Here is a 13,275-nt window from a genome sequence, read left to right as displayed (position 1 = left end):
GCCGCTGGCCGTGGCCACCGGGCGAACTCGAGGGGTGCCGGGGCGAAACGTGCCACCACGGCCGCATACCATCGATCGGAGACCCTTCCGTCCCGGCAGGCGCGGAAGACGCTTCGAACGAGGGGACACCGTGGACGTGAGCGGCGCGAGCGGGCAGCCGCGGTCCGGCGACGACAAGCCGACCGAGCACCCCGCAAGTCCAACGCCCCCGCCGACCGCCCCCGAGGCCCCGGCGCCGCCGGACGACGCCCGCCCCGCGCCCACGGACGCCCCGGAGGCCGCCGACGCCGGCTCCGCGAGCCCCGCGCAGGAGGGCGCCCCCGAGACCCCCGACCCGGCGGCTGCCCCCGCCGCCGACGCCCGCCCGGCGGACGGCCCCGGCGGTGACACCTCCGCTCCCGACACCCGGCCCGCAGCCCCGGACGCTTCCCCCGCCGCCCCCGACCCGGCCGCCGACACCCCCGGCGACAACGCCCGCCCCGCGAGCGGCCCCGGAGACGAGACCCCGGCCAGCGGAGCCCGGCCCGCCGCCCCCACCCCGGACGCGCCCCCCGCCGCCCCGCGCGCCGAGCACGACACGGGCCACGACCAGGAGAACCCGGCGCCGGACGGCCGCGGCCGCCAGGACGGCCGGCCCGCCCCGGCAGCCGACGGCGAACCCGGAGCCGTCCCCGCCCGCGGCGGCCAGGACGGCCGGCCCGGACCCGCCGGCGGCGAGCCCGGCACCGCCCCGGACCACACCACCGCGCACCCCGACCCCTCCGGCCACCGCACCCTCGCCCACACCGGGCACCCCGCCGGCCCCGGCATGGCCAAGGGAGAGCCCCCGCGACGGCCGAGGGAACCCGGCGGCGGCATCCTCATGGGACGCCCCTTCGGCGTGCCCGTGTACGTGGCACCGAGCTGGTTCCTCGTCGCCGCACTGATCACCTGGGTGTTCGGCGGCCAGCTCGACCGCGTCCTGCCCCAGCTCGGCGCCGCCCGCTACCTCGTCTCCCTCTTCTTCGCCGTCGCCTTCTACGCCTCCGTCCTCGTCCACGAACTCGCCCACACCGTCGCCGCGATCCGCTTCAAACTCCCCGTCCGCCGCATCCAGCTCCAGTTCTTCGGCGGCGTCTCCGAGATCGAGAAGGAAGCCGAGACCCCCGGCCGCGAATTCGTCCTCGCCTTCGTCGGCCCGCTGCTCTCCCTCGTCCTCGCCGGGGTCTTCTACCTCGCGATGAAACCCGTCCAGCCCGGCACCGTCCCCGGCATCCTGCTCGCCGGCCTGATGGTCTCCAACCTCATCGTGGCGATCTTCAACCTCCTCCCCGGCCTCCCCCTGGACGGCGGCCGCATGCTCCGTGCCGTCGTCTGGAAGATCACCGGCAAACCCATGAGCGGCACCGTCGCCGCCGCCTGGGTCGGCCGCGCCCTCGCCGTCGCCGTCCTCATCGGACTGCCCCTGCTCAACTCCTCCGGCGCCCTCGGCGGCGGCAACCAGGACACCGGCGGCATGAACACCGTCACCGACGCCCTGCTCGCCGCCATCCTCGCCGCCATCATCTGGACCGGCGCCGGCAACAGCCTGCGCATGGCCAGGCTGCGCGAACACCTGCCCGAACTACGCGCCCGCACCCTCACCCGGCGAGCCGTCCCCGTCGAGACCGGCACCCCCCTGTCCGAAGCCCTGCGCCGCGCCAACGCCGCCGGCGCCCGCGCCCTGGTCGTCGTCGACGCCGACGGCCACCCCCTCTCCCTGGTCCGCGAATCCGCCATCGTCGGCGTACCCGAACACCGCCGCCCCTGGGTCGCCGTCAGCAGCCTCGCCCAGGACCTCACCGAAGGCATGCGCGTCTCCGCCGAGCTGGCCGGCGAGGAACTCCTCGACGCCCTGCGCGCCGCCCCCGCCACCGAATACCTGGTCGTCGAGGAAACCGGCGAGATCTACGGCGTGCTGTCCGCCGCGGACGTCGAACGCGCCTTCGTCCGCGCCATGGCCAGGCCCGCCTGACCAACCGCACCCCGCCCCCGCCCGCCACACCGGTCAAGCCCCCCCGCGGGGACCCGGTAGGCTGGTCACATGTCCGAACCGACCGGTGCCGCCCGCAGGCGCGGGCCCTTCAAGGTCGGGGACCAGGTTCAGCTGACCGACCCCAAGGGCCGCCACTACACGTTCACGCTCGAAGCCGGAAAGAACTTCCACACCCACAAGGGTTCCTTCCCGCACGACGAACTGATCGGCGCTCCCGAGGGCAGCGTTGTCCGCACCACCGGCAACGTCGCCTACCTCGCGCTGCGCCCCCTGCTCCCCGACTACGTCCTGTCCATGCCCCGCGGGGCAGCCGTCGTCTACCCGAAGGACGCGGGACAGATCCTCGCCTTCGCCGACATCTTCCCCGGCGCCCGCGTCGTGGAGGCGGGCGTCGGCTCCGGCTCGCTGAGCAGCTTCCTGCTGCGCGCCATCGGCGACCAGGGCATGCTGCACTCCTACGAGCGCCGCGAGGACTTCGCCGAGATCGCCCAGCAGAACGTGGAGCGCTACTTCGGCGGCCCCCACCCCGCCTGGCAGCTCACCGTCGGCGACCTCCAGGACAACCTGTCCGACACCGACGTCGACCGCGTCATCCTCGACATGCTCGCCCCCTGGGAATGCCTGGAGGCCGTCTCCAAGGCCCTCGTCCCCGGCGGCATCCTGTGCTGCTACGTGGCCACCACCACCCAGCTCGCCCGGACCGTGGAGTCCATCCGCGAGATCGGCTGCTTCAACGAGCCGACCGCCTGGGAGACCATGATCCGCAACTGGCACATCGAGGGCCTCGCCGTCCGCCCCGACCACCGGATGATCGGCCACACCGGCTTCCTGCTCACCGCCCGCCGCCTCGCCGACGGCGTCGAGCCCCCCATGCGCCGCCGCCGCCCCGCCAAGGGCGCCTACGGCGAGGACTACGCCGGACCCAACGCCGACGGCGGCAACGGCCGCTGACCCGGCCCGCACCGGCACAACACAAGGGCGCCGTCGCCGAGTTCCCACCCCCACCGGGAACTCGGCCACGGCGCCCGTCCGTTGACACGGCACACCCGGCACCCGGCGGCCCGACCCCGCGGACGGCCGCCACCGGGAAACCCGACCCCGCCGTTCCCCCGCACTGTGACGTGTGGCACCATGCTGGCCACACCCCCCGGCACAGCCCTCACAGGAGACACTCCTCGTGCAGCAATCCGCCGTTCCGGAGCTCGCCCACACCCACACCCGCCCCATCCACTGGCTCGCCACGGCCACCGCCCTCGCCGGCGTCGTCGCCCTCTCCTCGCTCGTCCAGCCCGGCTCCGCCACCGCCGCCCAGCCCACCGCCACCGGCAGCACGGCCCCCGCCCCCGTGGCCACCCCACCCGGCACCGCCGGCGTGACCTTCCCGCTGTCCTGCGGAACCGGAACCGGAACCGGAACCGAGAAGACCGTCGTCGCCAGAAAAGCCACCGGCGACCTCGACGGCGACGGCCGCCCCGAAACCGCCGCCGTCGTCCACTGCGACTCCGCCATGGGCACCCCGCCCGACGGCGTCTACGTCCTCACCCGCGCCGCCGACGGCCACACCCCCCGCGTCGTCGCCACCCTCGTCGCCCCCAAGGAACGACTCACCGTCACCGACCTCGCCATCCACGCCGGAACCGTCACCGCCACCCTGCTCGGCTACTCCTCCGACGCCGTACCGAGCTGCTGCCCCGACGTGAAAACCCCGGCCGCATGGCACTGGAACGGCAAAGCCTTCCTGCGCACCACCCCGGCCGGGGTCCACAGCGTCTGACGACGCCACGTCCGAAAAACGCGGGTCACTCCGCGTCCGGACCGTACACCTCCACCCTGTCCAAAACCCTGCGCACATGAATGCACTCACCCGGACACTCCCTGGCCGAGTCCACCACATCGGTGAGCAACGGCAGCGGCACCGGCACCGTCGCCCCCGCCTCCTGGAGCAGCTCGTCGTCCGCGCCCTTCACATAGGCCAGACCGTCGATGTCCAGCTCGAACACCTCCGGGGCGTACTGGGCACAGATCCCGTCGCCGGTACACAGGTCCTGGTCGATCCACACCTCCAGCGCCTCACCGGCCGGGGCCTCCTGCTGCACGGTCACCTCTCCTGACATCGGTTCGCCGGACACCCCGGCAGACACCCAGCCCACCAGGACCACCCGGCGGGCAGTCGAACACGCCCGACCCTACCCCCGCCCCCCGAACCCGCCACCTCCGACCGCCCACGGGTTTCCACCCCCACCCCGTCGGGTACGAGCGCTCGACCAGGGACAGGACGCCCCACACCCGGGGCGAACACTTCCAGCCAAGCCCGCGGTGACACCGCCAGGCCACACCGTCGCTCTGCGTGAGGACCGCCCGAGCGCCCTGCGGCCTGCCCGCACACGGGCCCGACCCGGCCGGAGCCGACAACTCCGGCCACTCGCGAAGGGTTTCGACCACGCCAACCATGGAACAAGCTGCTTCCCCATCACGTTGAGTGGGTATCCCCTCCGTGCGAGGGAGTGTGCGCCGGGTGACCGACGACACACCTTGACAGTCTTTGTGATCTAGGGGTTTCAATCGACACCCACCCAGGTAGGGTCTGGAAGCGTCCAGCTCCCCTTGGAGGAGGTGAGGACCGTGGCAGCCCACGACGACGACATGAACCGCGGCATCCGCCCGGGACGCGGGTCCGAAGACCCGTCCGGGCAGATCGCCTACCTTGAGCAGGAGATCGCCGTCCTGCGACGCAAGCTCGCCGACTCTCCGCGACACACGAGGATTCTCGAAGAGCGGATCGTCGAGCTGCAGACCAACCTGGCCGGCGTGTCCGCCCAGAACGAACGGCTGGCCAACACCCTGCGCGAGGCCCGCGACCAGATCGTGGCCCTCAAGGAGGAAGTCGACCGGCTCGCCCAGCCGCCGGCCGGCTTCGGAGTCTTCCTGCAAGCCAACGAGGACGGCACCGCCGACATCTTCACCGGCGGCCGCAAACTCCGCGTCAACGTCAGCCCCAGCGTCGAGCTCGACGAACTGCGCCGCGGCCAGGAAGTCATGCTCAACGAAGCGCTCAACGTGGTCGACGCCATGGAATTCGAGCGCGTCGGCGACATCGTCACCCTCAAGGAACTCCTGGAGGACGGCGAACGCGCCCTCGTCCTCGGACACACCGACGAAGAACGAGTGGTCCGGCTCGCCGAACCCCTCCTCGACGTCACCATCCGACCAGGCGACGCACTCCTGCTCGAACCCCGCTCCGGATACGTCTACGAAGTCGTCCCCAAGAGCGAGGTCGAGGAACTCGTCCTCGAAGAAGTCCCCGACATCGGCTACGAAGCCATCGGCGGCCTCGGCAACCAGATCGAAGCGATCCGCGACGCCGTCGAACTGCCGTACCTCTACCCCGACCTCTTCAAGGAGCACGAGCTGCGCCCGCCCAAGGGCGTCCTGCTCTACGGCCCCCCCGGCTGCGGCAAGACCCTCATCGCCAAGGCCGTCGCCAACAGCCTGGCCAAGAAGGTCGCCGAAGTCACCGGCCAAGCCGCCGGCAAGAGCTTCTTCCTCAACATCAAGGGCCCCGAGCTCCTCAACAAGTACGTCGGCGAAACCGAACGCCAGATCCGCCTCGTCTTCCAGCGAGCCCGCGAGAAGGCCAGCGACGGCACCCCCGTCATCGTCTTCTTCGACGAGATGGAATCGCTCTTCCGCACCCGCGGCTCCGGCGTCAGCTCCGACGTCGAGAACACCATCGTCCCCCAGCTGCTCGCCGAGATCGACGGAGTCGAAGGCCTGCAGAACGTGGTCGTCATCGGCGCCTCCAACCGCGAGGACATGATCGACCCCGCCATCCTGCGCCCCGGCCGCCTCGACGTGAAGATCAAGATCGAGCGCCCCGACGCCGAAGCCGCCAAGGACATCTTCGGCAAGTACCTCACCGAACGCCTTCCGCTCCACACCGACGACCTCGACGAACACAGCGGCGACAAGAACGCCACGGTCCAGGCCATGATCCAGACCGCCGTCGAGCAGATGTACGCGGAATCCGAGGAAAACCGCTTCCTGGAAGTCACCTACGCCAACGGCGACAAGGAAGTCCTCTACTTCAAGGACTTCAACTCCGGCGCCATGATCGAGAACATCGTGGGCCGCGCCAAGAAAATGGCGATCAAGGACTTCCTCGAAAAGAACCAGAAGGGCCTCCGCGTCTCCCACCTCCTCCAGGCCTGCGTGGACGAGTTCAAGGAGAACGAGGACCTGCCCAACACCACCAACCCCGACGACTGGGCCCGCATCTCCGGAAAGAAGGGCGAACGGATCGTCTACATCCGCACCCTCATCACCGGAAAGCAGGGCGCGGACACCGGACGCTCCATCGACACGGTGGCGAACACCGGTCAGTACCTGTAAAAGCGGGGCGGCTGCGGGTGCCCACGGCGGGTACCCGCAGCCGACTGCTTTTCTGGCCACGACCGGAGCAGGCAATGACGCAAATGATCTCCCCACCAGCGCAAAGGCGTTCTAGGCTCTTTCCTACCGCCGAGTCGCGCAGTGCGGGCACGGGCACCGCACACGCACCGGAGCGCCAGCGGTACGTGAGCGGCGCCCATCACCGAGGGCGCCGCCGGGCAAGGAGGGCCGCATGACCGTACGGCGAGTAATGGGCATCGAGACGGAGTACGGGATCTCCGTCCCCGGCCACCCCAACGCGAACGCCATGCTCACCTCGTCCCAGATCGTCAACGCCTACGCGGCGGCGATGCACCGGGCCCGCCGGGCCCGCTGGGACTTCGAGGAGGAGAACCCGCTACGCGACGCGCGAGGCTTCGACCTCGCCCGGGAGGCCGCCGACGCCAGCCAGCTCACCGACGAGGACATCGGCCTCGCCAACGTGATCCTCACCAACGGCGCCCGGCTCTACGTCGACCACGCCCACCCCGAATACAGCGCCCCCGAGGTCACCAACCCCCGCGACGCCGTCCTGTGGGACAAGGCCGGCGAACGCATCATGGCCGAGGCCGCCGAACGGGCCGCACAGCTCCCCGGCGCCCAGCCCATCCACCTCTACAAGAACAACACCGACAACAAGGGCGCCTCCTACGGCACCCACGAGAACTACCTCATGCGGCGCGAGACCCCGTTCTCCGACATCGTGCGCCACCTGACGCCGTTCTTCGTCTCCCGCCAGGTCTTCGCCGGCGCCGGCCGCGTCGGCATCGGCCAGGACGGCCACGAACACGGCTTCCAGCTCAGCCAGCGCGCCGACTACTTCGAGGTCGAGGTCGGACTCGAGACCACCCTCAAGCGCCCCATCATCAACACCCGCGACGAACCCCACGCGGACGCCGAGAAGTACCGCCGACTCCACGTGATCATCGGCGACGCCAACCTCTCGGAGATCTCCACCTACCTCAAACTCGGCACCACCTCCCTGGTCCTCGCCATGATCGAGGACGGCTTCATCGCCGTCGACCTCGCCGTCGACCAGCCCGTCCGCACCCTGCACCAGGTCTCCCACGACCCGTCCCTCAAGCGCCTGGTCACCCTCCGCAGCGGCCGCACCCTCACCGCCGTCCAGCTCCAGATGGAGTACTACGAGCTGGCCCGCAAATACGTCGAGGAACGCCACGGAGCCGACGCCGACGAGCAGACCAAGGACATCCTCAGCCGCTGGGAGGACACCCTCACCCGGCTGGAGAACGACCCCATGAGCCTCGCCGGCGAACTCGACTGGGTCGCCAAGCGCGAGCTGATGGAGGGCTACCGCCGCCGCGACGGCCTCGACTGGGACGCCGCCCGGCTGCACCTGGTCGACCTCCAGTACGCCGACGTACGCCCCGAGAAGGGCCTCTACAACCGCCTGGTGGCCCGCGGCCGGATGAAGCGCCTGCTGGACGAGTCCGAGGTCGACAGGGCCCGTACGAAGCCGCCCGAGGACACCCGGGCCTACTTCCGCGGCCGCTGCCTGGAGCAATACGCGGACGACGTCGCCGCGGCCAGCTGGGACTCGGTCATCTTCGACCTCCCCGGCCGCGACTCCCTCCAGCGCGTTCCAACCCTGGAACCGCTACGCGGAACGCGAAATCACGTCAAGGAGCTACTGGACCGCTGCCGTACCGCGGAAGACCTGGTCAGGGTCCTCTCGGGCGGATGAGCGGGGCCAGGGGGGTACTCGGTGCGGCCCCGGGCGGCGGGTGGAAATCCCGCCGCCCGGGAATCATCGAAGTGGCCCCCGCACGTTGGAGAAACTGCGGGGCCGATGTCGGACCCGGCTTGTAGGGTCTGATCATCACCGATCGGCAGGCTAACTGAGCGGGGTGAGGGTTATGGCAACCAAGGACACCGGCGGCGGCCAGCAGAAGGCCACACGTTCCACCGAGGAAGTCGAGGAACAGGCGCAGGACGCCCAGGCATCGGAAGAACTCAAGGAACGCCAGGAGAAGCTGAGCGACGACGTGGACTCCGTCCTGGACGAAATCGACGACGTACTCGAGGAGAACGCAGAGGACTTCGTGAGGTCCTTCGTGCAAAAGGGTGGAGAATAGAGGCGAATTGGTCGCCTTGCCTTCGAAATGAAGGTCACGGGGGGATCGGGTGGCTGAGGAACCGAACGCCAAGGAATGCGGGAAGTGCGGGCGGGATCTGCCTCTCGCGGCATTCGCGAGGGACAGGAACCGGCGGGACGGCCTCCAGGTGTACTGCCGGGAGTGCGTGGCGGCATACAGCGCCGCGCACTACCGGCGCCGCAGGGAGGCCATGGGAAAGACCGTCCGCGAGAAGGTTTCCGTCGAGCCAGGGCACAAGCGCTGCCCGCAGTGCGGCGAGGTGAAGCCCCACGCGGAGTGGGAGCGCAACAAGTCCTCGTCCGACGGCTGGGCCAGCTACTGCCGTACCTGTCGTGCGGGGCGCAACAGAGCCTCCTACTTCAAGCGCAGGTACGGCCTCACCGAAACCGAGCGTGACCTGCTCGTCGCCTCCCAGGGGGGTGTCTGCTGTATCTGTCTGGCGGCGCCGCCCGCGCATGTGGATCACAGTCATGAGACGGGTAGGGTCCGTGGCGTACTGTGCTTCAGCTGCAACGCGGCGCTGGGGCAGTTCAAGGATCAGCCCGAGGTCATAAGGCGGGCTGCTGCATACGTGGAAGGAAACGCGTGGAAGCCAACACTCGTAGCACCGGGCGTCTACCAGCTGCCTTCCTGACGCCAGGATCTTCCTCTTTCATGGACTTCGTCGCCGAGCACCAGCCGGAGCTGCTGCCGGGCAACCGGCAGTTGCCGCCGACCCAGGGGGTGATCGAGGCCCCGCACGGCACCACCATCGTGGCGGTGACGTTCCCCGGGGGCGTGGTGCTCGCCGGTGACCGCCGGGCGACGATGGGCAATGTGATCGCCCAGCGGGACATCGAGAAGGTGTTCCCGGCGGACGAGTACTCCGCGGTGGGTGTCGCCGGTACCGCCGGTCTCGCCGTGGAGATGGTCAAGCTCTTCCAGCTGGAGCTGGAGCACTTCGAGAAGGTCGAGGGCGCCCAGCTGTCCCTGGAGGGCAAGGCGAACCGGTTGTCGACCATGATCCGTTCCAACCTGGGCATGGCCATGCAGGGCCTGGCCGTGGTGCCGCTCTTCGCGGGGTACGACGTGGACCGGGGGAAGGGCCGCATCTTCTCCTACGACGTCACGGGCGGCCGCTCGGAGGAGCACAACTTCGCGGCGACGGGTTCGGGCTCGGTCTTCGCCCGGGGTGCGATGAAGAAGCTGTTCCGTGACGACCTGGCCGAGGAGCAGGCCACGACGCTGGTGGTCCAGGCCCTCTACGACGCGGCCGACGACGACTCGGCGACCGGTGGTCCCGATGTCGCCCGCCGGATCTACCCGATCATCACCGTGATCACCGAGGACGGTTTCCGCCGGCTCAGTGAGGACGAGGCCTCGGAGCTGTCGCGTGCGGTGCTCCAGCGGCGCCTGGAGGAGCCGGACGGTCCCAGGGCGGCCCTGCTGTAGGCGCGGGTCCGGTTGTTTTCGAAGGTGATCACAGTGACGCTGACAGAAAGGGACGGATAACCGGTGTCGACGCCGTTCTATGTCTCACCCCAGCAGGCGATGGCGGACCGGGCGGAGTACGCCCGCAAGGGCATCGCGCGTGGCCGCAGTCTGGTGGTCATGCAGTATGCCGACGGCATTGTGTTCGTCGGCGAGAACCCGTCCCGTGCGCTGCACAAGTTCAGCGAGATCTACGACCGGATCGGCTTCGCCGCGGCCGGTAAGTACAACGAGTACGAGAATCTGCGCATCGGTGGTGTCCGGTACGCCGATCTGCGTGGCTACACCTATGACCGGGACGATGTCACGGCGCGGGGTCTGGCGAACGTGTACGCGCAGACGCTGGGCACCATCTTCTCGTCGGCGGCGGAGAAGCCGTACGAGGTGGAGCTGGTGGTGGCCGAGGTGGGGGAGACCCCCGAGGGTGACCAGATCTACCGGTTGCCGCATGACGGGTCGATCGTGGACGAGCACGGTTCGGTCGCGGTGGGTGGTAACGCGGAGCAGATCAGTGGCTTCCTGGACCAGCGGCACCGGGACGGGATGAGCCTGGCGGAGGCGCTGAAGCTGGCGGTGCAGGCGCTGTCCCGGGACACCAACGGCAGTGAGCGGGAGATTCCCGCGGAGCGGCTGGAGGTGGCGGTGCTGGATCGTACGCGTCCGCAGAAGCGGAAGTTCAAGCGGATCGTGGGCGGTCAGCTGGTGCGTCTGCTGGAGGCGGGTGGTGCCGCCGCGGGTGCGGAGGGTGCCGAGGAGTCGGAGGCGGAGTAGTCCGTCGTTCGTCTGGTTTCGCGGGTGCGTGCCCCGGCCGTGGTTGCGGTCGGGGCACGCGGCTGTTTCAGGCGCTCCGTGGGGGCGCCGTGGAGCCTCGTACGGCGAGGTGGACGGGGATGTCGGCGGCGTCGGGTCGGCGGCCGTCCAGGACGGCCAGGAGGGCGTGCATGCCTTGTTCGCCGAAGCGTTCGGCGTCGAGGCGGACGGTGGTGAGTTCGGGGTCGAGGGCGGTGGCGAGGGCGAGGTCGTCGATGCCGGTGACGGAGATGTCGTCGGGGATGCGCAGGCCGAGGCGGCGGGCGGCCTTGTAGGCGCCGGCGGCGAGTTTGTCGTCGTCGCAGACGATCGCGGTGGGCCGGGGGCCGGGGGTGGTGAGGGCGGTCTCGGTGGCGGCTCGTGCGCCTTCGATGGAGATGGGGGCCCGGGCCGTGCGCAGTTCGGTGTCCGGTGTGGCGGCGAGGCGGGTGGTGAGTTCGCGGGCGCGGACGTCGAAGGTCCAGGAGGGTACGTCGGCGGCGAGGTGCAGGATGCGGCGGTGGCCGAGGGTCAGCAGGTGGTCGGTGAGCTGGCGGACACCGTCGGCGATGTCGAGGTTGACGGTGGCGGCGCCGAGGCTGCCTTCGGGGTCGCTGTCGAGCATGACGAGGGGGAGGCGGTCGCCGCGGATGGCGGTGAGGGCGTCGGCGGCCATGGAGGAGGCGAGGACGCCGTCGAGGGCTGCCTGGGCGGAGGCGAAGGGGTCGCGGGCGGGGCCGATGCCTTCGGGGGAGGGGTAGAGGACGACGCCGAAGCCGTGCTGGGCGGCGACGCGGGCGGCGCCGGTGTAGACGCCGGCGAAGAACTCGGTGGTGAGGGCGGGGACGACGAGCAGGACGGTGCGGGTGCGGCCGAGCCGGAGGTTGCGGGCGGCGAGGTTGGGCCGGTAGTCGAGTTCGCGGGCGGCCTGGCGGACGCGTTCGGCGGTGGCGGCGGAGACGCGGCCGCGCCATTTGTCGCCGAGGACGAGGGAGACGGCGGCCTGGGAGACGCCCGCGGCCTGGGCCACGTCGCGGCTGGTCGGGCGCGTGCTGCTGCGTGCCACTGGGGGCCTGCTCCTTCACCTGGACGCGTGAACTGCGCACATGGTACGTATGTGAGGGGAAGTTATACGTAACACTTGAGGGCGTCGAGGCGCCTGGGGCGAGCCACGGGAGGCGCCGCGACAATGGCCACGGGTTATCTGGAGATACTCCGGGCGCGGCACGCGCTGCGGCTGCTCACCGGGACGCTGGTGGGGCGACTGCCCAATGCGACGGCGGCGATCGCGCTGGTGCTGTTCGTGCGCGCCGCAGGGGGCACGTACAGCCTGGCGGGCGCTCTGGCGGCCGTCTACGGCGTCGCCAACGCGGTGGGGCAGCCGGTGCTGGGGCGGCTGGTGGATCTGTACGGGCAGCCGCGGGTGCAGTTGCCGGCGGCGGTGCTGGCGGCGGTGGCGATGACGGTGTTCGCGTTCTCGGGTACCGATCCGCTGCCGTTGGCGTATGTGGCGGTGGGGGTGTCCGGGCTGTGCGCGCCGCCGCTGGAGGGCGGGCTGCGGGCGCTCTGGCCGTCGGTGCTGCGCCGGGAGGAGCAGGTGCACACGGCGTACGCGATGGACGCGGTGGCCCAGGAGGTGATGTTCACGCTGGGCCCGTTGCTGGTGACGGTGTGCGCGGCGGTGTGGGACGCGCGGGCGGCGTTGCTGGTGCTGAATGTGCTGGGGGTGCTGGGGGCGCTGTCGGTGGTGGTGTCGCCGCCGTCGCGGGCGTGGCGGTCGGCGCCGCGGGAGGCGCACTGGCTGGGGGCGTTGCGTTCGCCGGGTCTGCTGGCGTTGCTGGGCGCGTTCCTGTTCGTGGGGATCGCGCTGGGTTCCATCACGGTGGCGGCGGTGTCGTACGCGGACGGTCATGGCGGGGACGCGGTGTACGGCTGGTTGATGGCGGGGCTGGGGCTCGGTGCGCTGGTGGGTGGTTCGGTGTACGGGGCGCGGCAGTGGTCGGGGGTGCCGGAGCGGCGACTGCGGGTGCTGGTGGCGCTTCTGGCGGTGTGTTATGTGCCGTTGATGCTGGTGCCGGGTGCGGTGGCGATGGTGTTGCTGTCGGTGGTGTCGGGGGTGTTCCTGGCGCCGTGTATCGCGTGTGCGTTCATCCTGGTGGACCGGCATGCGCCGCGGGGGACGGTGACGGAGGCGTTCTCGTGGCTGGTGACGACGTTCACGGTGGGCGCGTCGGTGGGGACGGGTCTGACGGGGCCGGTGGTCCAGGCGGGTGGCACGGTGTGGGGTTTCGCGGTGCCGGGGGTCGCGGGGGCGGTGTCGTTGCTGGTGTTGCTGGGCACGGGGCGGGTGCTGGCAGCTCCGGTGCGGGGGGCGGTGGTTGCGGCTTCATCGGAAAATGATCCAAATCGTGCTGTCGAACCCCGTTTCAGCTCAACGGATCGGGCGTAATGTTCCCT

The 13,275-nt window shown here is 70.4% G+C and carries 12 protein-coding genes; 10 read left to right on the top strand and 2 right to left on the bottom strand.

Annotation, left to right across the window (positions count from 1 at the left end; translation table 11 throughout):
* Window positions 1-130 precede the first annotated feature (130 nt).
* From BLW85_RS10195 to BLW85_RS10185, 3 genes are all read left to right on the top strand, one after another.
* Window positions 131-1,993, top strand: coding sequence for a site-2 protease family protein (locus BLW85_RS10195; protein ID WP_074991878.1), 1,863 nt, complete (start codon window positions 131-133; stop codon window positions 1,991-1,993).
* Window positions 1,994-2,062: 69 nt separating this feature from the next.
* A complete protein-coding gene (locus BLW85_RS10190; protein ID WP_070030257.1) occupies window positions 2,063-2,965 on the top strand; it encodes a tRNA (adenine-N1)-methyltransferase in 903 nt (300 codons plus the stop codon).
* A 226-nt stretch (window positions 2,966-3,191) separates the two neighbouring features.
* A complete protein-coding gene (locus BLW85_RS10185; protein ID WP_074991877.1) occupies window positions 3,192-3,788 on the top strand; it encodes a hypothetical protein in 597 nt (198 codons plus the stop codon).
* Between the two features lie 25 nt (window positions 3,789-3,813).
* On the opposite strand, the gene BLW85_RS10180 is transcribed toward BLW85_RS10185, so the two are convergent.
* On the bottom strand, window positions 3,814-4,116 hold the full coding sequence (locus BLW85_RS10180; RefSeq protein WP_074991876.1) for a ferredoxin: 303 nt from the start codon (window positions 4,114-4,116) through the stop codon (window positions 3,814-3,816).
* Between the two features lie 520 nt (window positions 4,117-4,636).
* On the opposite strand from BLW85_RS10180, the gene arc reads away from it, so the two are divergent.
* The 6 genes from arc (at window position 4,637) to prcA (ending at window position 10,800) form a co-directional block, all read left to right on the top strand.
* Window positions 4,637-6,403 (top strand): proteasome ATPase, encoded by a 1,767-nt coding sequence (arc, locus tag BLW85_RS10170; protein WP_070030254.1) that lies wholly within the window; start codon window positions 4,637-4,639, stop codon window positions 6,401-6,403.
* Between the two features lie 232 nt (window positions 6,404-6,635).
* Window positions 6,636-8,147, top strand: coding sequence for a depupylase/deamidase Dop (dop, locus tag BLW85_RS10165; RefSeq protein WP_341867937.1), 1,512 nt, complete (start codon window positions 6,636-6,638; stop codon window positions 8,145-8,147).
* 172 nt (window positions 8,148-8,319) lie between these two features.
* A complete protein-coding gene (locus tag BLW85_RS10160; protein ID WP_070030252.1) occupies window positions 8,320-8,538 on the top strand; it encodes a ubiquitin-like protein Pup in 219 nt (72 codons plus the stop codon).
* Window positions 8,539-8,587: 49 nt separating this feature from the next.
* Window positions 8,588-9,193 carry an endonuclease VII domain-containing protein gene (locus BLW85_RS10155; RefSeq protein ID WP_070030251.1) on the top strand — a complete coding sequence of 202 codons (606 nt, stop codon included), beginning with the start codon at window positions 8,588-8,590 and terminating at the stop codon, window positions 9,191-9,193.
* Entirely contained in the window at window positions 9,145-9,990 is an 846-nt protein-coding gene (prcB, locus tag BLW85_RS10150; RefSeq protein WP_070030250.1) for a proteasome subunit beta, read from the top strand. The genes BLW85_RS10155 and prcB overlap by 49 nt, the downstream gene beginning before the upstream one ends.
* 63 nt (window positions 9,991-10,053) lie before the next feature.
* A complete protein-coding gene (prcA, locus tag BLW85_RS10145; protein ID WP_074991875.1) occupies window positions 10,054-10,800 on the top strand; it encodes a proteasome subunit alpha in 747 nt (248 codons plus the stop codon).
* 67 nt (window positions 10,801-10,867) lie between these two features.
* Here prcA and BLW85_RS10140 read toward each other — a convergent pair whose 3' ends face one another.
* Window positions 10,868-11,884, bottom strand: coding sequence for a LacI family DNA-binding transcriptional regulator (locus tag BLW85_RS10140; RefSeq protein WP_070030248.1), 1,017 nt, complete (start codon window positions 11,882-11,884; stop codon window positions 10,868-10,870).
* Between the two features lie 123 nt (window positions 11,885-12,007).
* Here BLW85_RS10140 and BLW85_RS10135 point away from each other — a divergent pair, with 123 nt between their 5' ends.
* Window positions 12,008-13,267: an MFS transporter gene (locus BLW85_RS10135; RefSeq protein WP_070030247.1), complete on the top strand. Its 1,260-nt coding sequence runs from the start codon at window positions 12,008-12,010 to the stop codon at window positions 13,265-13,267.
* Window positions 13,268-13,275 lie beyond the last annotated feature (8 nt).

The organism is Streptomyces misionensis (assembly GCF_900104815.1).
Classification (GTDB): domain Bacteria; phylum Actinomycetota; class Actinomycetes; order Streptomycetales; family Streptomycetaceae; genus Streptomyces; species Streptomyces misionensis.
The sequence above is the reverse complement of the archived record's forward strand: the minus strand, read 5'-3'. Positions and strand labels throughout refer to the sequence as shown.

Bases quoted from the DNA above. Each gene is read 5' to 3' on its own strand.
- BLW85_RS10190 (WP_070030257.1), top strand. From the start codon at position 2,063: ATGTCCGAACCGACCGGTGCCGCCCGCAGGCGCGGGCCCTTCAAGGTC.
- BLW85_RS10160 (WP_070030252.1), top strand. From the start codon at position 8,320: ATGGCAACCAAGGACACCGGCGGCGGCCAGCAGAAGGCCACACGTTCC.
- BLW85_RS10135 (WP_070030247.1), top strand. From the start codon at position 12,008: ATGGCCACGGGTTATCTGGAGATACTCCGGGCGCGGCACGCGCTGCGG.
- dop (WP_341867937.1), top strand. From the start codon at position 6,636: ATGACCGTACGGCGAGTAATGGGCATCGAGACGGAGTACGGGATCTCC.